The sequence below is a fragment of the Priestia sp. SIMBA_032 genome, assembly GCF_046535215.1.
GTDB lineage: Bacteria > Bacillota > Bacilli > Bacillales > Bacillaceae_H > Priestia > Priestia aryabhattai.
In genome coordinates, this window is sequence record NZ_JAWRXD010000026.1 from 17,178 (window position 1) to 38,864 (window position 21,687).

20 protein-coding genes and 1 pseudogene are annotated in these 21,687 nt (G+C 32.1%); 8 read left to right on the forward strand and 13 right to left on the reverse strand.

Annotated elements, in window-relative coordinates; all coding sequences use genetic code 11:
- Positions 1-94: 94 nt before the first annotated feature.
- Positions 95-982 carry a LysR family transcriptional regulator gene (locus tag SB717_RS29970; protein ID WP_410906213.1) on the reverse strand — a complete coding sequence of 296 codons (888 nt, stop codon included), beginning with the start codon at positions 980-982 and terminating at the stop codon, positions 95-97.
- 158 nt (positions 983-1,140) lie between these two features.
- Between SB717_RS29970 and thrC the strand changes: the two genes are divergently transcribed.
- The gene (gene thrC / locus SB717_RS29975) at positions 1,141-2,403 is read left to right on the forward strand and encodes a threonine synthase (protein ID WP_410906215.1); all 1,263 of its coding nucleotides are present in this window, start codon (positions 1,141-1,143) and stop codon (positions 2,401-2,403) included.
- Positions 2,404-2,548: 145 nt separating this feature from the next.
- Here thrC and SB717_RS29980 read toward each other — a convergent pair whose 3' ends face one another.
- The 5 genes from SB717_RS29980 to SB717_RS30000 all read right to left on the reverse strand — a co-directional run bounded on the left by SB717_RS29980 (position 2,549) and on the right by SB717_RS30000 (position 7,478).
- A complete protein-coding gene (locus SB717_RS29980; protein ID WP_410906217.1) occupies positions 2,549-3,214 on the reverse strand; it encodes an HAD family hydrolase in 666 nt (221 codons plus the stop codon).
- Positions 3,215-3,389: 175 nt separating this feature from the next.
- Positions 3,390-3,953, reverse strand: coding sequence for a histidine phosphatase family protein (locus tag SB717_RS29985; protein ID WP_410906219.1), 564 nt, complete (start codon positions 3,951-3,953; stop codon positions 3,390-3,392).
- Between the two features lie 132 nt (positions 3,954-4,085).
- On the reverse strand, positions 4,086-4,721 hold the full coding sequence (locus SB717_RS29990; RefSeq protein ID WP_410906221.1) for a class I SAM-dependent methyltransferase: 636 nt from the start codon (positions 4,719-4,721) through the stop codon (positions 4,086-4,088).
- Between the two features lie 312 nt (positions 4,722-5,033).
- Positions 5,034-6,512, reverse strand: a complete 1,479-nt coding sequence (locus SB717_RS29995; RefSeq protein WP_410906223.1) for an Lsa family ABC-F type ribosomal protection protein — start codon at positions 6,510-6,512, stop codon at positions 5,034-5,036.
- Between the two features lie 735 nt (positions 6,513-7,247).
- On the reverse strand, positions 7,248-7,478 hold the full coding sequence (locus SB717_RS30000) for a hypothetical protein (RefSeq protein ID WP_241262514.1): 231 nt from the start codon (positions 7,476-7,478) through the stop codon (positions 7,248-7,250).
- Between the two features lie 192 nt (positions 7,479-7,670).
- Between SB717_RS30000 and SB717_RS30005 the strand changes: the two genes are divergently transcribed.
- Positions 7,671-8,906 (forward strand): Bcr/CflA family multidrug efflux MFS transporter, encoded by a 1,236-nt coding sequence (locus tag SB717_RS30005; protein ID WP_410906225.1) that lies wholly within the window; start codon positions 7,671-7,673, stop codon positions 8,904-8,906.
- A gap of 285 nt (positions 8,907-9,191) precedes the next feature.
- A complete protein-coding gene (locus SB717_RS30010) occupies positions 9,192-9,815 on the forward strand; it encodes a LysE family translocator (RefSeq protein WP_410906227.1) in 624 nt (207 codons plus the stop codon).
- A gap of 163 nt (positions 9,816-9,978) precedes the next feature.
- Here SB717_RS30010 and SB717_RS30015 read toward each other — a convergent pair whose 3' ends face one another.
- The 4 genes from SB717_RS30015 to SB717_RS30030 form a co-directional block, all read right to left on the reverse strand.
- The gene (locus SB717_RS30015; RefSeq protein WP_410906229.1) at positions 9,979-10,686 is read right to left on the reverse strand and encodes a class I SAM-dependent methyltransferase; all 708 of its coding nucleotides are present in this window, start codon (positions 10,684-10,686) and stop codon (positions 9,979-9,981) included.
- Positions 10,687-10,832: 146 nt separating this feature from the next.
- Positions 10,833-11,654 carry a prephenate dehydratase gene (gene pheA, locus SB717_RS30020; protein ID WP_410906231.1) on the reverse strand — a complete coding sequence of 274 codons (822 nt, stop codon included), beginning with the start codon at positions 11,652-11,654 and terminating at the stop codon, positions 10,833-10,835.
- Positions 11,655-11,954: 300 nt separating this feature from the next.
- Positions 11,955-12,758: a sulfite exporter TauE/SafE family protein gene (locus tag SB717_RS30025; protein ID WP_410906233.1), complete on the reverse strand. Its 804-nt coding sequence runs from the start codon at positions 12,756-12,758 to the stop codon at positions 11,955-11,957.
- Between the two features lie 32 nt (positions 12,759-12,790).
- Positions 12,791-13,765, reverse strand: a complete 975-nt coding sequence (locus tag SB717_RS30030; RefSeq protein ID WP_410906235.1) for a TauD/TfdA family dioxygenase — start codon at positions 13,763-13,765, stop codon at positions 12,791-12,793.
- Positions 13,766-14,033: 268 nt separating this feature from the next.
- On the opposite strand from SB717_RS30030, the gene SB717_RS30035 reads away from it, so the two are divergent.
- From SB717_RS30035 to SB717_RS30045, 3 genes are all read left to right on the forward strand, one after another.
- On the forward strand, positions 14,034-14,924 hold the full coding sequence (locus SB717_RS30035) for an NAD(P)-dependent oxidoreductase (protein ID WP_410906237.1): 891 nt from the start codon (positions 14,034-14,036) through the stop codon (positions 14,922-14,924).
- A gap of 85 nt (positions 14,925-15,009) precedes the next feature.
- Positions 15,010-15,399 carry a VOC family protein gene (locus SB717_RS30040; protein WP_410906239.1) on the forward strand — a complete coding sequence of 130 codons (390 nt, stop codon included), beginning with the start codon at positions 15,010-15,012 and terminating at the stop codon, positions 15,397-15,399.
- A 433-nt stretch (positions 15,400-15,832) separates the two neighbouring features.
- Positions 15,833-16,180 (forward strand): Rok-like winged helix domain-containing protein, encoded by a 348-nt coding sequence (locus SB717_RS30045; RefSeq protein WP_410906241.1) that lies wholly within the window; start codon positions 15,833-15,835, stop codon positions 16,178-16,180.
- 1,428 nt (positions 16,181-17,608) lie between these two features.
- Here SB717_RS30045 and SB717_RS30050 read toward each other — a convergent pair.
- On the reverse strand, positions 17,609-18,409 hold the full coding sequence (locus SB717_RS30050; protein ID WP_410906243.1) for a DUF2935 domain-containing protein: 801 nt from the start codon (positions 18,407-18,409) through the stop codon (positions 17,609-17,611).
- 413 nt (positions 18,410-18,822) lie between these two features.
- Positions 18,823-19,299 (reverse strand): hypothetical protein, encoded by a 477-nt coding sequence (locus SB717_RS30055; protein ID WP_410906245.1) that lies wholly within the window; start codon positions 19,297-19,299, stop codon positions 18,823-18,825.
- A 352-nt stretch (positions 19,300-19,651) separates the two neighbouring features.
- Here SB717_RS30055 and SB717_RS30060 point away from each other — a divergent pair, with 352 nt between their 5' ends.
- Together SB717_RS30060 and SB717_RS30065 are read left to right on the forward strand one after the other, a co-directional pair.
- Entirely contained in the window at positions 19,652-19,945 is a 294-nt protein-coding gene (locus tag SB717_RS30060) for a hypothetical protein (protein WP_410906247.1), read from the forward strand.
- A 32-nt stretch (positions 19,946-19,977) separates the two neighbouring features.
- Positions 19,978-20,439: a hypothetical protein gene (locus tag SB717_RS30065; protein WP_410906249.1), complete on the forward strand. Its 462-nt coding sequence runs from the start codon at positions 19,978-19,980 to the stop codon at positions 20,437-20,439.
- A gap of 85 nt (positions 20,440-20,524) precedes the next feature.
- Here the strand turns inward: SB717_RS30065 and SB717_RS30070 are convergent.
- Positions 20,525-20,719, reverse strand: a pseudogene (locus SB717_RS30070) (MerR family transcriptional regulator); the annotation flags it as partial.
- Between the last annotated feature and the right edge of the window lie 968 nt (positions 20,720-21,687).

The window sequence follows — 21,687 nt, forward strand, 5'->3', positions numbered from 1 at the left end:
CTAATTATTCTAACAATAAGAGAAAGAAATGTGTATACCTTATACAGATCTAGTTAACATAATCAGCATTATCGGCACCTAAACATTCAGTCTTCTAATTCATGTCATTTCTTATAGAATCAATAAAGTTGAATGCAATTTTGGAAAGTTCATCTTTTTCTCTTGTACATAACGAAATAGGATTTTTTAAATGAACTTCTTCTACATGTATAATTGCTACTTGCTCTTGAGCTAAGTGCTCATTCACTTCAAGCGAGGAAACAAAAGTAACTCCATATCCTGCAATCACCGTTCTGATTGTTTCATTCAATCCATTAATTTGTAATCCGATAATTGGCTTATTGACATTATGAATCTTACAGAGAGAAAATAATTTTTCCCGTGAAGAACTGCCTTCTTCACGAAATACAAAAGGTTCTCTTACAATTTCAGATAATGCAACTTTCTTTCCAGCATATTTATGATTTTTATGTACAATAAACAACATTTGATCTTCAAATAGTTCATTACTCGTAATTAATGAATGAAATTCCTTTCTACCGCCTATCAAAGCGATTTCAGCTTGGTAATTAATCAAATGGTCAATTGCTTTACTAGAATTAGTAGTTGTTAATTCTACCTCTACCTTAGGATATTGCTGTTTATATAATCCAATCCATTTAGGCAGTAAAAAGTTTGCAGGGAGGTATGTTGCTACAATACGCAGCTTTCCGGCTGTACCATCTTTGTATTGTTTAATAGAAGATTCAATCTCACATTCAAGAGAAAATAATCTTTTAGCATGCTTAGCAAGTTGTTCACCAGCAGGAGTTAAAAAAATCCCTCTTCCTTTAGGAGATACTAACGTTAAATCAATTTCTTGCTCCAATTTTTTTATTTGAGCTGTTACTGCCGGTTGACTTATATTTAATTCCTCAGCAGCACGAGTTACACTTCTTTTTTCTGCTACCGTGTAAAATAATCTTAAAGCATGAAGATTCATGTTTCGCTCCTTTAATCATAAATAAAAGTTATCAATACTAAATAAATATATATTAGATTTATAAAACCTCTTCCTTTATTCTAAAACTATAAAATGTAGTACTCAAGAATATTTCTTAACAACGAGGTGAGAGGGGAATAGAAACTTCCCTTATAAAAATGAAATTAGTATGCATGGAATGTGGTAAATCAATTTCTTATGATCATTTTAGTTATCACTGTGAATGTGGTGGACTGTTTGATATTGTTCAGGACTTTCATAACCACGATGCGGAGCGATTAAAACGCTTATTTAATGAGCGTCTTTCAGAACGTATGACTCCCTATGCCAGTGGTGTATGGAGATATAAAGAACTAATCTTCCCTGAGTTACCTGAAGAATGTATTGTAACGAAATATGAAGGAAATACAGGGTTATATACGCATCAATTAATTCAAGATTACATTGGTTTGAGACAAATTTATTTAAAAGCACAGAGCGAAAATCCTAGTGGCTCATTTAAAGATAATGGCATGACCGTAGCTGTTTCTCATGGAAAATCCCTAGGGTATAAAAAATTCACTTGTACTTCAACTGGAAATACCTCTTCATCCTTAGCTATGTATGCTTCCATAGGAAATTCAGATTCTTACATTTTTGTTCCTAATAAGGATATATCGATGAACAAGGTACTACAAACAATCGCATATGGTGCTCATGTATTTAGTATTCTTGGAACGTATGATGATGGGATTGAATTTTTAGAGAAATATAGTGAAGGTTTAGGTTTATATGTTTGTAATTCAATTAATCCGTTTAGAATAGAAGGTCAAAAAAGCATTATTTATGAGGTTGCTCAATATCTAAATTGGAATTTACCGGATTGGATTGTTGTACCTGGTGGAGCTTTAAGTAACGCAACGGCATTAGGTAAAGGACTACATGATTTATTTACACTTGGATTGATAGATAAACTTCCGAGGATTGCAATTATACAGGCAGAAGGGGCGAGTCCATTTCACCAAATGATAGATCAGAAAATGAAAGAACTTATACCTGATGGATCTCCATACACCAGAGCTTCTGCATTGAATATTGGAAATCCACCAAGCTGGAAGAAGGCAAAACATGCTCTAAAAGAAACAAATGGAATTACAGCTTCAGTATCGGACACTGAAATTCTTAATGCAAAAGCTATTATAGATAGAAGTGGGATTGGATGTGAGCCAGCCTCTGCAGCTACAGTTGCCGGATTGAAAAAACTAGTAGATCAGCAGAAGATTGATAAGGATGAGACCGCATTATGCATTCTAACAGGGAATATTTTAAAAGATACAGATGCTTTAAAGGAATATCATTCTGAAGATAATATGGTTGCAACTTTTAAAAATACACTACAAGCAACTTCCTTAGATTACAAAACTATTCAAAGCTATATATAATTCCTTGTAACAGTTTAAAAGCCTCCTGTTACTTTGTCAGGAGATTTCCCTCTTTATGCTGTATACCATTATATAATCTTAGTTAACATAAAACGTATCATCGGTACTGAAAAAGGATCTTTGTTTAAAAGATCCTTTTAACTGCTTATTTAACTTTACTTGCTAGTAAAATATCTTTTATCTCGTCAATACTATTTACAATATATGTTGGATTGGAATCACTTAATTCTTTAAATGAACCATATCCATAAGTTACTCCAGCAGAATCAATACCCGTATTATTTGCACCAATAATATCGTGTTTTCTGTCCCCAATCATAATAAAATCCTGTATCCTATGCTCATTATACTTATCAAGTATGTATTGAATAATTTCAGTTTTTGATGATCTTGTCCCATCAAGATTACTTCCAACAACAAGTTCAAAATACTGGTCAATATTAAAATACTTTAATATTTGTTCAGAAAATACAGTAGGCTTTGAAGTTGCAACAACTAAAGTATATTTTCGTTCTTTTAATGACTTTAATAGTAAAGGAATATCTGAATATAACTCATTCTCAAACATCCCCTTATCCTTAAACCTTTCCCTGTAATAATCAATTGCCCTTTGTGTATCTACCTCATCAAAATCGTAATATTCAGCAAATGAAACTTGAAGTGGTGGACCGATAAAACATTCAAGTTTATCAATATTAGGCTCATCAATGTCCATTTTCTGTAGCGCATATTGAACAGATTTAGTTATACCTATCTTGGGATCTGAAAGTGTTCCATCTAAATCAAATAAAATTATTTTATATTTGTCCATATTAAGCTCCCCCTTTGCATTAAATAATCTCCTCATTTTACCACATAAAATTCAGAATACCCCCACGATCACCTTAAACCGCCCAGTTTTCTTCATTAAACGACCGATTGCTGAATAATATCCCCAATAATCAGTTGAATAGTCTAATACATAAATCTAGTAAACCTAATGTGATTTATAAGAGTGCATTAATTAATACTTTTGAAATAGACTTTAAATTAGTGTCTTCAAAAGATAACTTGTAGATATCAGGCATCTGTAAGTTCTTCCAAAAATCAAAGTCATATTTTGCATCAAAATAATTCATAATAAGTACCATAATATTGCCATGCGTTCCAATCACAATATTTTTTCCTTTATGCTTTTCTAGAATTTTAAAGATACATGCTATGCCTCTTTGTTGAGCTATTGTATTTGACTCTCCGCCTTTTAGACAAAATGAAGGATCGTCCCAAACTTTTGTGATAGCCGTCTCAAAATCATCTATCGGATAGGAACTAAGGGTTCTTTCTCTTAGTTCAAATTCTATTTGAATATCTAATTTGAAGTGATTAGCAACCCCCTCAATTGTTTGAAAAGCTCGTTTATATGGACTTGAAATAGCAATATGTATATCTTCTTTTTTAAGTAGATTAATAATCTGTTTAGCATCTAACAAACCTTTTTTTGATAAGGATCTTCCCATTTCATCTGGTGTGTAAATTGAATGAGCATGACGAACCATATATAAGTTTGTCATATACTTTCTCCACCTCCTTAGCTTGTGTATATTATATATTATTAGTTAACATAATCACTCTTATCGACAATCTTTTACAACTTCACGAAAAAACCAGTCTCTTTTCGTTGGAGAAGGACTGGTTTCGTATAGTTATAATTTATTTATAGTTAAAAGTTCTGTGGCTGCAGGCACAAAACGAAATGTTGTATCTATCGTTTTAACTATTGTGTTTTCCTCATTTAAAGAATCGACCAATTCATCTAAATAAGGATATCGTTCGTTTTTAAATCCTACTAACGGATAAATTCTAATCATACCGCCTTTTTTAGTTACTCGAATCATTTCTTGAATGGCCTGTAAATGAAACTCAAGATTAAACTGTTCCTGATAAAGAAATAAGAAATGATTACATAACACAAGTGAGAATGTCTCATCATCAAAAGGTAAATTAGGTAAAGTTCCAGCAATAAAACGTTTTTCTATAGAATTTTCTTTATAGTGATTTAAAAAGATTTTAAAAGAATCTTCTCTTATCTTATCGTGTTCTTCCAGGTTCTTATAAGAATCCCAAGAGAAGAACGACATATTTTTAGCCAGTTTTTCGGTGGCTTCTTTTATTTCTTTCTGTCCATGTAAGGTCATTTGTTCAACTGTTAAATCATAAAGAGGATCTACGGCAACGGCGTCATAGCCTTTTTTATTAGCTTCTGCTATAAATGAAGAAGCTCCAGCTGCAACATCTAGGATTTTTCCCTTTTTAAGAAAATTGTCTTCTAACAAAAACATTTTTTCGTACTCTCCATAAGACCTACATGTCATAGCTACTCCAACTTGCTCATAAAACTCTGCTTTACTCTTCTAAACTCATCTCTCCTCTACTCAACTAAAACTATAAGTTGGAAAAATCTAACAATTACAATTCTACCCTTCCTTATCCCTGTTTTCAACAGTAATTTCATTTATATAATATTACTCTTAGTTAACATAAAACATTTTCCAGGCACCACGAAGAAGCGCTAATCTTTTCTTAGACTAACGCTCCCTATAGTTTGTTTAATAATCTAATCTACAATTAAAGCTTTAATTCTTCATATTTGCTTACATAGAGATAATTTTCGTTGCAACTTTTTGTTGAAATGCTTGATCATGCTCAACGATAACCATTGTGGGACTAAAGCTTTGAATGAGCTCTTCAATCTGCACACGCGAATAAATATCAATAAAATTTAATGGTTCATCCCAAATATATAAATGAGCTTTTTCACATAAACTTTTGGCTATAAGCAGCTTTTTCTTTTGTCCACCAGAATAGTGAGATATATCTTTCTCAAATTGAATTCGATCAAAATCCATCTTACGTAGAATAGATTTAAATAACGTTTCATTAATCTCATATTCTTCAATAAAGTCCGATAATCGTCCTTTCAAATGAGAGGTATCTTGTTGGACATAAGAAATAAGGAGGCCTGAACTTAAATTCATTGAGCCTGTATACTGTATTGGTTCTCCTAGAATTAGTTTTAGAATACTACTTTTTCCACTTCCATTCTTTCCATCAAGTACAATACGGTCACCTTGTTCAACTTTAAAGCTTATTGGCTTGTTTACTATTTGGTCATTATACTTAACAGATACATCAGTCAAATTAATCAATTCATTCGATTGACATTCTAATGGTTCTAATTTTAACGACTCGGTTTTTTCCACATTTTCCAACAGCTTTGACTTTTCTTCAATAGCTTTTTGTTGCCTGGATTCAAGGTTTTTTGCTCTCTTCATCATCTTTGCTGCTTTATGTCCTACAAAACCTTTATCCAACTTAGAACCAGAATTTGTTGTCCCATTTTTGGAAGATTCCACTTGATTAGACCAACCTGTTGCACGCTTGGAAGATTGTTTTAATCTTCCGATGTCTTTTTGTAGACGTTGATTCTTTGCCTCTTCGTGCTCCTGCTGTCTATCAAAGTTTAATTTCCACGAAGAATAGTTACCACTTTGAACTTCAATGTTTGCTCTATTGATAGATAAGATATGATCCACGCATCCATCTAAAAACATTCTGTCATGGGAAATTAAAATAAACCCTTTTTTCTTCCTTAAATAATCAGAGACTATCTTTCGTGCATCAGTGTCTAGGTGATTGGTTGGTTCATCAATCAATAGAAATTGACCCTCATTCAAAAAAAGGCCAGCAAGCAACACCTTTGTTTGTTCGCCGTTGGATAATGTTTTAAATGGTCGGTACATGACCTCCGCATCAACATTTAAATAGGATATCTCACGAAGAAATTCCCAATCTTCTACTTGGGGACAAATTTCTTCTAAGATTTCATGAGTATACTTGTTTTTATCCGAAACTGGATAAGGGAAATAATTAAATTCTACCGAGGAAATGATTTTCCCACTATACTCATAATTCTCTAATAATAAATTAAAGAATGTTGTTTTACCTCGTCCATTTCTACCGATAAATCCAAGTTTCCAATCCGTATCTATTTGAAAGTTTACATCTTCAAAAATATTGTCAAAACTATTCGGATAAGAAAAAGTTAAATTTTGAACTTGTATCATTGACATAATAATTCCTCCTTTGTATAGCAACACTTTTTACTTTTTATACAAAGTCGGCACATCCATCTATTCTAAATTACTCTGTATAAGCTTGATGGATATTAACGACTTATACAGAGTATTACATGCGTAACAATAGTGTCTGAACTGCTCATTTCTCTCTCTCCTTTATTCATTAGATTAAGTTGCAGCATTAAAAAATATTAAGCCTACCTATGAGAGCATAAAAAATCCTCCCAGTTTGTAATTGGAAGGATTAGTCTTTCACTTATGTTAAATAAGTGCTTATTTGCCATCGGAATAATGACAAATGAAGTATAAACTGATTTATAAAAATGGATAGACTAATCCTATATTTTGTAGTTTGAAGTTATTCATTTCAAATAAAAATATAGATTAGTTAATCATTGTCCATTCATCAGTCCTCTCATAATTGTACCTTTATATTAACAATTTTCTTTATGAAATACAATGTCGCAATGTATTCCATATCGTTTATGCCTTCCATCTGTAATAAAAACCAAATTAGAAGTAAGCTTTTATTTATAAATTTAATGTTAAGTAGTCTTTCTAATTAACATAATAGATCTTTTCGGAACCTCTATTAAAAGGAGTATTTGGCTTGTGAGTTGATGAAAGAAATATGTATAAATATTTAGTTATCATAATGTGGATTACAGAAAATATAAAACCTGAAATTCCTTGTTCCATAATGGAAGGTATCTCAGGTTCTTTTGAAATTTATTGATTTTGAAAAAGATAAAGGCCAAATCCTAAAGTATCTCTACCCCATGTAAGGTAAGTACGTTTCCAAGACCTAATTTTATTTAACATACTGTCACAATCAGGGGCGTTCGGGTTTTCATAACAATATTTTTCCATAGACATAGTATATAGTCCTTCATATCCATCCCAATCATCGTCACTTGCAACAACTGACCAAATCGGCACGAGCCCCATACTTTCTCCCATAAAAACATTCTCATGGTGTTTTTTTAATTGTTTACCCCAAAATGATAACAGGTTATAATCAGAACTATGTATTTTCGGGTATCGAATTAAATCTACATTTTGGTCCCTTTGTGCTTAATGTAGGATGGGAGCTTGTAGCCTACATTTCTGTAGTGAAATGAAATACAAACTATATAGAAAGGCGAGGAAAAATTGAATACACTTAGTGGAAAAAAAAGAATTCAACTTGCGATACTTTTGGGATCACTTGGACTCTTAGGCCCTTTTACAATTGATACGTATTTACCTTCCTTCCCCACAATCGTAAAAGATTTTCATACTACGGCATCACTCGTACAAATTAGTTTGACAGCATGCTTATTAGGATTGGGAGCAGGACAATTATTTATTGGCCCATTGAGTGATGTGAAAGGCCGTCGTAAACCTTTACTATTATTTCTTTGCGTATACTTATTAGCTTCTTTAACTTGCTCGTTTTCACCAAATATCTATTTCCTTATTGTGGCTCGTTTTGTCCAGGGTTTTTCCGCAGCAGGCGGACTTGTGGTTTCAAGAGCTATTGTCAGGGACCTTTTCAGTGGAAAGGAACTGATCAAATTTTTTACTTTAATTGTATTAGTCGGTAACCTCGGCCCAATCGTTGCACCAATTGCTGGAGGAGCCATTCTTTCGTTTACCAAGTGGAATGGAGTTTTTATTGTTTTAGCTTGTATTGGAGCTATATTAATCTTCATGGTTTCTCTAAAACTACCAGAAACGCTACCACCTGAAAAACGTGTACCTAGTAATCTGCCACAGCTCATGAGCAATTTTGGTTCCTTATTTAAGGAGCGAGAATTCATGGGATACGCATTCACACAAGGATTCACGACAGCTGGAATATTTGCCTATGTATCTGGTATTCCGTTTGTCTATCAAAATATTTACCATGTTTCTCCGCAACAGTTCAGTCTACTCTTTGGAGTTAATGGTTTAGGCTTGATTATTGGAAGTCAGTTGGTTGGACGCTTGGCCGATTACATTTCGGAGCGGACATTCTTAAAGATAGGACTAGGAATTTCTATTGCAGCAGGAGCAATCCTACTCATCGCTCTTCTTTTAAAAGCTCCATTAATTGCCGTGGCGATCCCGATTTTCTTTTTTGTCTCATCAATCAGTATTATTGGTACGACGTCCTTTGCATTAGCCATTGAATCACAAGGACATATTGCGGGCAGCGCCTCCGCATTATTAGGCTTATTGCCATTTGTACTCGGATCGCTATCAGCACCTCTTGTTGGAATAGCAGGATCGTATACGGGTGTTCCAATGGGCGTTACGATCTTTGGTGCTAGCTTGTTGGCGTTTCTTTCCTATTTTGTTTTAGTTCGAAAGCGTTCGGTTAGGAGGCAGAGGCCCAATGATGCTGAACAAGGTTCTAAGCTATAATGTGGATACGTATGTTATTTAAGTCAATTAGACAGTTGACACGTAAGAAGAAAAAAACATTAATGTTATTAACAACACGCCCCAAGTGATGAGCCATCGCTTGGGGCTGTTTTCGTTTTGATGCATTGTTTATATAACAAACAGTATTTTTTTCTGTCTTTAAGCTGTATATCATATACAAAGATAGTTAACGTAAAACGTATTATCGGCAATGAAATCAACTACTTTCTTCTTTCTTCTGTTATAATGAAACATAAAATTTTTAAGGAAGGGATGATTAATAACATGGACTTATCATCTATACTATCCTTTTTAGGTGTAGCTATATTACTTACACTTATACCAGGTCCGGACAATTTATTTGTTTTAGCTCAAAGCATATCAAACGGAAAAAAGGCAGGGATCTTAACTGCACTAGGACTTTCTACAGGACTCATTTTCCATATAACAGCTGCAACACTTGGAATTACGGCTATCATTTATCAATCGGCTATAGTATTTTCAATCGTCAAATATGCCGGAGCAGCATATTTATTATTCTTAGCATACAAATCTTTTAGAGAAAAAGACTCGCAACTTGATCTTAATGATGAAAATTCAATAAGCTACAAGTCTTTATATAGAAAAGCTGTTATAAGTAATCTCTTAAATCCAAAAGTATCCTTATTTTTTCTAGCCTTTCTCCCTCAGTTTATTAATTACACAAACGGAAATGTGACAAAACAAATGCTTATTTATGGAATTTTATCCTTGATACAAAGTTTAGTTATCTTTATTTTGATAAGTATATTTGCAGGAAAAGTAAGGAATTATTTAAAGAAAAACCCTACTATAGCAAAGAAAATTAACCTGATTCAAGGATCTTTGTTTACCCTTATTGGATTAAAAATCGCTTTTACTCAAAAATAAAAAAGACAGCCACTATTTATATATAAATAGTGGCTGTCTTTTTTATTTTTAAGTTGTATACGATATACAACCTTAGTTACCATAATCCATATTATCGGTAATCATTTACAACTTCATAAAAAAACAAGTCTCTCTCCATTAGAGAAAGACTTGTTTTGTATAGTTATAGTTTATTTATAGTTAAAAGTTCTGTGGCTGCAGGAACAAAGCGAAATGTTGTATCTATGGTTTTAACTACCGTGTTTTCATCGTTTAAAGTTTCTACTAATTCATCTAAATAAGGATATCGTTCATTTTTAAATCCCACTAACGGATAAATTCTAATCATACCGCCTTTTTTAGTTACTCGAATCATTTCTCGAATGGCCTGTAAATGAAACTCAAGATCAAACTGTTCCTGATAAAGAAATAAGAAATGATTACATAACACAAGCGAGAATGTCTCATCATCAAAAGGTAAATTAGGTAAAGTTCCAGTAATAAAACCTTTTTCTATAGAATTTTCTTTATAGTGTTTTAAAAAGAGTTTAAAAGAATCTTCTCTTATCGTATCGTGTTCCTCCAGGTTCTTATAAGAATCCCAAGAGAGGGACGAAATATTTTTAGCCAGCTTTTCGGTGGCTTCTTTCATTTCTTTCTGCCCATGTAAGGTCATTTGCTCAACTGTTAAATCATAAAGGGGATCTACAGCAACAGCATCATAGCCTCTTTCGTTAGCTTCTGCTATAAATGAAGAAGCTCCAGCTGCAACATCTAATATTTTACCTTTTTTTAGAAAATCGTCTTCTAGCAAAAACATCTTTTCGTACTCTCCATAAGACCTACATGTCATGGCTACTCCAACTTGCTCATAAAACTCTGCTTTACTCATCTACACTCATCTCTCCTCTACTCAACTAAAACTAATAGTTAGAAGAATCTAACAATTAAATTTTACCCTTCCTCATTCCTATTTTCAACAGTAACTTGATGTATATTTTATTTATTCTAAGTTACCGTAATATGCTTTATCTATTTTTATAATTTTGTTGTATTATAGCTTCCTAAAACTAAAACATCATGGCCGTACGTTTCTAAAATAGCAATGGCTTTACGAACACTATCTTCCTGCAAACTCTTTTCAGTTTCAATAAAAAAACGATATGTACCTAATTTCTTCTTAGTAGGGCGAGACTCAATCCAGGTAAGATTAATAGAGAGAGATGAAAATACATTTAAAATTATCGCTAATAAACCAGGGCGCTCCTCATTAGGCGTTACCACTAACATTGTCTTCTTTCCTTTAGTTAATTTATTTTCATGCCTTCCCACTAAAACAAAACGAGTACAGTTCTCGCCATGATCTTGAATATTACTTTTCGTTACTTGTAAATCAAACATTCTTGCAGACCATTCAGAACCAATGGCACCTACATCTTTTCTAGCCTCATCACGTAAAGTTTTAGCAGCAGAGGCTGTACTATTAAAATGCTTACTTGTAGCTCTTAGTTCTCGAATGTAGTTTCTACATTGAGCTAGTGCGGGTGGAATTGACCAAACCTCTTCAATTTGATCAGACTCGACACCTTTCAATGTAAGTAAGTGCAAAGAAACAGGGAGAATTACTTCCTCTTCAATAAAGAAATCATCCATTAATAAGCCATCTGCTGTCATATTGATTGTACCTTCAATTGAATTTTCAATTGGTACTAGGCCTTTATCAACTCGATGGTCCTTAACAGCATCAAGTACATCTAAAATGGATTCACACATAAGCCATTCCACTTTATTAGATGAAAAATAACGAAATGCAGCTTCTTCTGAAAATGTGCCTTGGGGTCCTAAATATGCAACTTTCAAGTTCAAAACTCCTTCAGTTTTGAACCAAGTATAACCTAAATTTTCTATTGAAAACATATAAAATTACATATTACTCCAATTATCCATAGGGGAAAATGTGTTTTAAAAGATGAATAGGATATACAAAATTATTTGACATAATGGAGGTGGACAGGTTCATAGGAAAAGTCCTGAAATAAAGTTTCAGGACTTTCGAATAACGAACATTGCCAATCTATAATATCACTTTCTGACTTAAAATTATTCATTAATTTACTTCATTTTATGTGTTTTTGTAAAAGTTCTTTAAAAGAGCAATATTTATTTAAAAATGCTTAATGCAAGGTCATGAAAAAAGTATTTATAAATTAGAGAAATAAATAATATTGACAAGGAAGTAACAAGAGTCTTTTTAATAAAAGTATCCCCTTGTTTAATAGCCATGTTACTCCCTATATAGTTTCCTAATATATTTCCTAAAATCATAGGAATGCCTTTTAACAGCAATACATGTCCACCTATTATGAAGGCAATTAAAGCCCCAATATTAGAAGCGAAATTAAAAATTTTAGATGTAGCTGAGGCTTCCAATAAGGTAAATTTCACTACGTAGTGAAATAGAATAATCATTAAGCTGCCCGTTCCAGGTCCAAAGAATCCATCATAAAATCCTGCTGTGAAACAAACAAATAAAACAATAAATAAAGCTAACTTTCCACTAGGCATTGAAGCCTCAGAAGTATGCTGTTTTTTAGGTAAAATTGTTAAAATAAGACCAATTGGAAATAAGAATACAATAATTTTCCCTACAAGTTCTTCATCGAAAAAAAGGATAAGTTTAGCCCCAACATAAGCGCCTATTATTGCTGTTATAATGCCGTAACTTGCAATTTTCCAAACAATTTTCTTGTTTTTCATATAGTTTCTTATAGCTACCATTGTCCCAATTGTTCCTACAAGTTTTTCTTGTGCAAGGGCGGTTTGGGCAGGAAACCCTGCTAAGATGAAGGACGGGACCATAATTAGTCCTCCACCACCAGCTACACTGTCAATAAATCCTGCTAGGAAACAACAAAAAAATAACACTAAAGTTATGGTTATACCACCATCAAATATCTCTGCCATCACAATCACCATCTTATAATTTATATTTTAAATTAAGCTTTTAACACATAAGGTTTTTCATTCTGAGCAGGAATCCCCCTATTTAAATCCTTAATCCCAAATAGTCGGATCATCCATCTATCTATGCCATTAAAATTAGGGGTAAACCCTTCACGAGAGTGAAGTGTCTTTTGGTTTCGGAATATAACATAATCCCCTGGTTGAAGAACAAATTTATTGATTTTATCACTGCTGTCTATAATTGATTGAAACTCTTTTAAAGCAGCTTGGGCTAGATCCGTATGGCCCTCAACATTTTGCTTGTCATACCTCGAAATAAACCCTAGTTCTTGACTATAAGAAAGAATAGGTAATAAATCTGTTTTTACATTCATACCAACGAATGAATCTGGGCGTTTTATAACAAATTGGGCTTTTTGTAATTCTTCTAAAGAGCCTTTTGATAAATATTTAATCACATCGTCTAGAAGCATAACCTTTGTAGGAACAGATACATTTGATCTTAAACTGTGTAAGGAAAGATACTCAGGGCATCCAGATAAGTCATTTACTGGTTCGGTTATTAACGGGAGGTCTGGATTATCAACGTGCATACCAAATTCTATTTTAGATCCATGAGAACTGACATCAGAGATAGCTGCTACTGAAGGTGAAACATGTCTCACAATGTAACCATCATTTTCTCCCTTGTAAGTAATAGGGTTAACTTCTAAAACACCCATCATTGCAAAGGATAAAGCTGTCGAAAGGGGTAAATCATCTAGTCTGCAATAGCCAGTGTAAGGAGTAGGGGGTAAGTTTTTCTCAATAGGAAAATTCCTAACAACTAAAATATGATTTTCTCCATTTTTAAACTCTTCCACCTTTTGCTTATGAGTAGAGTCTGCAAACAGTATTTGTTCCAAGACAAAACCTAATAAGTTTTTTACTTTTAAAAAATAACTCTCATCATTTGTAGTGTGAAATGGTAATAGAGTTTGAAGCTTCTCTTTCTGTTCTTCACTCAAATAGATCTCGTTTACACCCCCGAGTATTACCTGGCTTGTTTGTCTTTGTCATTGTTACATTCAATTTTTTCATCTCCTTCATGATTTTCAGTTCAAAATTTTTACATTTAAATCCAAACAATTACATATTCTATAAGTAATATTTTTAGAAATCAACATTTATTTCGAATTTTTAGATTATTTTGTAAAAACGTTGACTTAATTTGTATATAATTGTATTATTTTAGAATTGATAGAACATTTAGATAAAGGATGGTGCTATTACTTTATGAATAACAATCATAAGACTATAGGATTTATTGGAACAGGTGTAATGGGAAAAAGCATGGCTGGTCATATCTTAAATGAGGGTCACAAAGTATTGGTTTATAACCGTACTCAATCACGTACTAAAGAATTAGTGGATAAAGGAGCAGTATGGATAGAGACAGTAGGTGAATTAGCTGAACAATCTGATATTATCATCACTATGGTTGGATACCCTCAAGATGTAAAAGAAGTTTATTTAGGGGAAGAAGGAATTTTAAATAAAGCTAAAAAAGGCACATACGCGATAGATATGACAACTTCTAGTCCTATACTTGCACGTGATATTCACTCACAAGCGATAGAGAGAGGAATACATACACTAGATGCTCCTGTTTCTGGGGGAGACGTAGGGGCACAACAAGCAAAGTTAGCTATTATGGTAGGCGGACTAAAGGAAGATTTCGACTATGTTAAACCTATTCTTGAATTAATGGGTACTAATATTGTGTTACAAGGTGGACCTGGATCAGGTCAACATACTAAAATGTGTAACCAGATTGCCATTGCTTCTAATATGATAGGTGTATGCGAAGCTATTTTATATGCTGAAAAGGCTGGTTTAGATCCAAATGTAGTGTTACAAAGTATTGAGACAGGTGCGGCAGGCAGTTGGTCTTTAAGTAATTTAGCTCCAAGAATGATCAAAGGAGACTTTGAACCAGGTTTTTATATTAAACATTTTATTAAAGATATGAAGATTGCTATAGAAAGTGCTGAAGAAATGCAATTATATACACCGGGGCTAAGATTGGCTAAATCTTTATATGAAAAGCTGGAAGAAGATAAACAAGAAAATAAAGGAACTCAAGCTTTATACTTATTATTAGCCAATCAAGCAGCTACTGTATAACAACATTTAATTGTCCAAAGAAAATACAAAGTGAGGCTATTTTTTATATAGATTCACTTTTGTATGTCGAAAGGGAAGAAATATATTGATTACGAAAATGGAACATACAGCTATTATGGTTGCCAGTATGGAGGATTCTATCAGATACTATTCAGACATGTTTGGGTTTAAAGTTCGTCTTCGAGGGTCTTCTCAAACAAAAGAGATGGCATTTTTATATTTGGAAGAGCAGCCTAACATGGAGATTGAGTTGATTCGAGATATAAATCCTGTTGGTGAGTATAGTAAAAGTGGAATTGTAAATCACCTTGCGTTTACAGTAGAAAATATTAACGAAGCAATTAATCACTATAAGGAAAAGGGGATTGAATTTTTATCCTCTGAACCCCAACCAACACTTGAAGGTGGACGTATGGTTTTATTTTACGGGCCTAACGAGGAATTATTGCAATTCACAGAGCGAGTGAAAAATTAGTATTAATCAAATAATACAATTGTCTGACAAAACACTATGAATTTAGATCTTTATTTATAAATTAATAATGAAATTTTATATTTTTATCAAATTACTCAAGACGTTGTGCGGCATCAGTTCTTAAATAAGTTATGTATAACGGAAGAAACTACTGATTCACCACTGGTAGTTTCTTCTATTTTTATCCTATAAAAAGTTCACTAATCAATGTAATTATTGCCTATATGAGGGATTATGTAAAATTGGACGGGGGACGGGATTGTCGAAATCTAAAATAATTCTTTAAAAGTCAATTAATATGTATGCCCTCTTTAAATGTACTCATTTTTTGAAAATTCCACTTTATATATATGTATCTATTATTACAGATTTGAAATTTTTTGCGTATTAAACCATAATGCTATTTATTAAAAATTATTTAAGGTGAGGTAACTTGAAAGAGAAAAAAATATATTTACAGAAGAGATTGACGGAGATAAATAAATCAATGATTGAGTTACATATAGAAAGGAGGAAATTACGTAAAGAATTGACAAAATTACAGGAATTAGATCAGAGGGTAATTAGAAGAGAAAATAAGAGGCAACAAGCTATTGCTGAATCAATTTACCTATTGAAAAGTCATCCTAACAAGAGGATGAAATCTAAAGACATTTTACAACATTTAAAAGATACAATAAACTATAATACAGATAGTTTTGCATCTATTTTTCGAACTATTCAACGAGTTGAACCTAATATTAATCAGGTGAAACGTGGATATTACATCTATAAAATCTGATTAAACATTAGGATTCTTCAATATCTAAGGTACTAATAATAAAAATACTCGCTAGAGGATAAATTATTCTTCCCATCTCAATTATTGGCTTATTAGAAAAATCTAAGTGTATATAATCTAAAGCGATTTATTATTAATTCGCCTATTCTTATTGTGTTGTTTATTTGTTTCTTAGTTTAATATGTATAAGAAGAAATTTAAAAACAAAGTAACAAAACGAGGAAAGTTGAAAAGCATCTAATGCTCTTATTAAAAAGTGTATAGAGGCATAAATAAAAGTATGAGTAAAAGACACTGGTAAAAAGACAGTGTCTTTTATTTAGGTATGGAGACTTTGGTTTAAAATGTAACGTTTTTAAAGCCTTGAAATTTGCATTAGGTGATTAGTTATCAATAAAGCAAAAGTTAATTTCCTCAGAGATCGTTTCTCTGCATATTGGATACGTATATGTTATATTTTTCTCCCCTAAAATAGTGGGGTTTTGATTTAAGGAGAAAATTATGCCTCTAAGAGAGGCTACTTACTCAAGTTTGTTACTTCCTTTATTTCATTCAATATCCTGTAGAAATTAGGATGAGGACAGATGTAATAGGTGGGTACAGTGTAGCCTATATGATTTTCTTAAGTATTAGTGGAGTAAACAAAAAAGACTTGCTTTAAGTAGAAAGCAAGTTAAAAGAAGGATAATCACTTTGGTAATTCCATTATAATCAAATAACTATAACGAAGTATTAAAATATGGTTAAAAACCAATTAAAAGTAAATTAATTCATAAAAAGTATTAATTAACCTTTTTTGATTGAGTCAAAATAATTCGAAAAACTTTAGCTTTATTACTTTAACGCTTTAAAATGAAAATGAATTTTATATCTTTAAAAGTATGAATTAAAGAGTTTTATTAGGTAAGAGGAAAGATGGTACAACTATATAAAGTACAAAGAGAAAAATATATGGAAACTCTATAATATTAAGTAAATAGTAAAATACTTTTGTTATAAAACTTTTATTATTTACCTATCTTGTAGAAAAAGCCCATATTTGTCGTCAGGTAGTGTAAATATTAAAACTTTGATTTTTATAAGTTAGTTTATCAATTTACTATTTGATGTAAAGAAATAAAGTATATATTTTGATAATATTCTACTTATTAAAATCAAATTAACCTTAAGTGGTTATAAAGTAAGAATGGTCCACCTTATAGCGCTGAAGACTGGTTATTTCAAGGCTTCATCAAATTAAGAGTAATTAATAACGCTCAAGCATGCAAAAGCTATCCTTTTTGTAAATCAACCAAAAGGATAGCTTTTCTTATAAAATCAACTATGTTTTCCCATTCAAATGGTTAACCAATAAAGGTTTATCTTAGAGTTACTTGTGTAGCGTTAGGTTACCTAAAATCTCAGAAATGCAAAGGAGAAAGTCTACATCTACTTATAATTGGATGACGTAGGGTCACACGATGGATTTTCTGTATTCGTTGATTGCGCTAATTTGGTTAAATAGTAGCATTCTTCCCTCATCATGTGATCTGCCATTAAAGCAGAAAATGTGCTGAGAATTTCGTTTGATAGTTCCAATTCTTCTATCTCATGAAGAAACACCTGAAACAATTCGATTTCTAACTTGACGTCTTTGTTCATTTTCTTTAATGCCGGAAAGGATTCAAGATTCGTTCTTAAATAGCCAGTCAATTCTACAGCTTTCAGATAAAAGTGTTCAAAATGGGTAGAGAACTGCGTACTCTTTTGCTTCAGTTTCTTTTCTACTGCATCAAGACTATCTGAAATGGCTCCAGCATGTCCTGCAGCATCTAAGGTCCATAGTAAATGATGGTGGAGCTCATGAAAGATGGGTGGAACTTGTTGTTGCTCTAAGTAGTTAAGAATTAGTAAATACTCATCAAGTTCATTGACCATATGATTTAGAAAAGTAGGTGTAAGATGAATAGTAAAATCAGTTGTTAGGTGCTTTTTTAACAAGGATAATTTAAATTCTTTGAGTGATAATGCTTGGGCTTTAGCATCCATTGTAAGATTCTCTATGTTATGAGGCGGACCTTTGACACTGTCTAACAAAGTAGTAAACGTTTGAATAAACGTTTTAGCCATTTGTATTTCTTCTTTCTCTTTTTCTGCTAAAGCATCTAAGATAAATTGGGAATGATCTTTCAAAACTCGAATCCAAAATGTATGTTCAAAAATTGCATGTTGAGTATAAATACTATTCATTATTTTCCTCCCTTAATAAGATAGTCACCTTTCATACATATTAAAGAGAACCTATTTATATTAATGTATAAGAGAAAATCTAGAACATTTAGGTTATGTATTTTATATACACTATTAGTTAACATAATCCATATTCAAGGAACCAAGCAAGCGAAAGAACCCTTGTGGCAGTAAGGGTTCCCATTAGAGTGTGTTTCTGTTTTATGCAGCTTTTTATACATTGTTGATCTGACGGCATTTACTCGATACCCAAGTGGAAGGTAAATGCATAAAAAGCGCACCTTTTATACATATGCTTGTACCTGAAAAATAGTATTTTTGAAAAATTATAATATGATTTTTCTACCGATATATTCAATAGAAAATTCCCTTGAAAAGCTATCTCCCCTACAAAGCGAGGTGACCTTTTATTTTTATTTATTTCTTAATAAAAGCTTGTCCTCTAGCTTACATACCCACTTATAAAAGCCTAGTAAGATAAGTAAAAGTATAGGATTAAGTATAGCTGAATGCCATAAATTCCACCAACCATAATGAAAATATCCCCAAGGAGCCGGTAATAATGTAAGTATTTCATAAAGCAAAATAGCTATTAACCAAAAAATAAAATAACAAACTTGCTTAATATAACCCCTTTTAAAGGGATACCAATTGAGGAACATCATATTAACAGGTGGGAGTAACACAGTATGAACAAGAAGTCCTTTCCAATCTGCACCGTCTGTGAAATACCAGTACCCATGATATTTTAAATGTATATACACATCGAAACTACTTTGAAAAGCGATTGTAAATAACCAGAGATGAACAATTTGATTTACTGTCAGTCTTTTATTTGTTTTAAATGCAATAAAATTAAATACAATAATAGCAATAGTAAGGCCAATCATGTTTTTTCCTTTTTGATTTATCGTACCATATAATTACATAAAAATAAATTTATGGTATAAATTAGACGCGTTTCTCTAGATATTTCTATATTAAATAGCTTTAATTGATAACAAAATATATAACATTAGATCTATCTTGATATTTTTATTACATTCATCCTTTAAGGAAACTGTAACCTCTAGCTTATGCGGCTATTTCAATGACCTTTGCAGCTTCTAAAAAGGGCATTTACAAGTGCCAATGGTAATAAAAATTCCAATAAATGAGAAACCTTAAATGAACGAGATAAATGAGTTGAAATAATGCAAACAAAGTACTAAAAATTCTACTTTATAAAAAGGAAGTGTTTGTATGTGGGTTATAAAGACTGAACATAGGAGAGAAGGAGGAGGGACAGTTGCGATCGAGCTAGAAAGTGACGATGGTAAACTTGATGTCAATGTTAGATGGGATGGTTGTATGGAAATTCACGTTTATTCGATTACTGAAGAAAGCCGTGAACTTGAAGACACTTTTCATACTTGTGACTTAAACGGATTTATTGAAAAGCTACAATCTTTAAATGGCGTATGTTCGGATTTTTTCGGTGAGGGTAGTTATTGGAAGCAAAGAAATAAAGATTATTCAAATGTTAAAAGTGAATAATACTCTTACCTTTTAAATTGGAGGAAATTACAATGAAGAAAGCACACATTTTGATTCTTAGCAGTATCTTTTTTTCACTAATTTTTGGTTCTGTTAATGCTAATGCTTATAAACCCGAAAAGCTACCTACTTCTCAATCATCAAATCACTGGAAAGTAAAAATAGACAAGCCAGATGTTAAAGACTTAAAAGAAAATGAAGAGAAATTCAATGTCTATAGTATTGATGTTAGAAATTTAGGTTCCCAGGTCTATGATGCAACAGTGGAAGTATACAGTGATGAACTTAATACAAGTACTAAACACGAATTAGTTACTTTTAAAATACCTGAAGCACAGAATTTCTTTCATCATCAAAATCAACCTATTTCAGTTGATTCAAAAGTAGTAGAAATAATTGTAACATGGAAAGAAGAACCTTACAGGGTTATGAAGGATGGAAGAAAATCTCCAGCACCTAAGTTTAAACAAACATTCTTGTTTTCACAAAAGTGAACTTAAAAGCCTTTTTTCTGGAGGCTTTTAAATTCACTTTTAATTAATGTAATGTAATTTATAGGCATGAAATTCTTTAAGAAAAATCTTTACGAATTTCTCGTGTTCGAACACCATCTTCAATTTTTTCTGCAATATCCATTAATCTTTCAATGTCGGAAAAGGAATACATTCGGGTACCTGAAGAGTTTCGTTTTGGGAAAATAAGCTCTCGAGTTTCATAATAACGAACTTGTCTTTCTGATAAACCTGTCATTTCAGTAACGATTTTTATAGTCATAACTTTCTCATCTAGATATGGATGGTTATTAGTCAAGAATATCCTCTCCTACTTCCATTCTTTATCAGTATATATGTTATTAACTTTTGAGTTGTATATAGAAATGAAGTTTAAAAATAAAACCTTCTAAAACGATGAGAGTTGCATTAAGTAATCTAGTTATCCAGAAAAACAAACTTAATTTCCTCAGAGAGCGTTTCTCTGCATAGTAAATACATATATTTCGTGTTTTTCCTCCTGAAAATAGTAGATTTTTCATCTAATGAACGAATTGTGTCCCCTAAGAGGTCTAGTTAATCAAGCTTGTTACTTGTTTTATTCCAGTCAGTCAATATCACGTAGAAATTAGGGTGAAGATGGATCGAATAGGTAACCTATATCATTTTCTTAAGTCTTAATAGAATAGATAAAAAAGACTTGCCTCATGATAAAAGCAAGTTAAAAGAAAGATAACCACGTTGGCAATTCCATTATAATCCACCAACTATAACGAAACATTAAAATATGGTTAAAAACGAATTAAAAGTAAATTAATTCATAAAAAGGATTAATTTACTTTTAATTTTGGTCATATTAAAAAATTTCAGTAATTCAAAGAAAATCCTTAACTTATTTCTTTGACATTTTGAAACACAATCAAATATACCGTTCGTAAAGGTATACCTTTACGGACTTTTCTTTTGTATACAAAATCTATCATTTTAATCGTTCGTTTAAGTTTAAAAATAAATTACGAACGTCCCTTGTAATTCGAATATCTTTACGAACGTTTTTGGAAGCCTATAATCGATGAAAACGAAAAGAAATTATAGCTGCGCAGGCAGTGACAGACGCAAATGTAGAAAAGATTACAACTTTATAAATAGGTTATGAAAAAGAGAAGGGTTTTAGGAGGCCACTGAAAAAGTCTATATATCTTAATTAAGCGAAGGCTTCCTTTATAAAATTGAGGAAGCCTTCGCTACTTT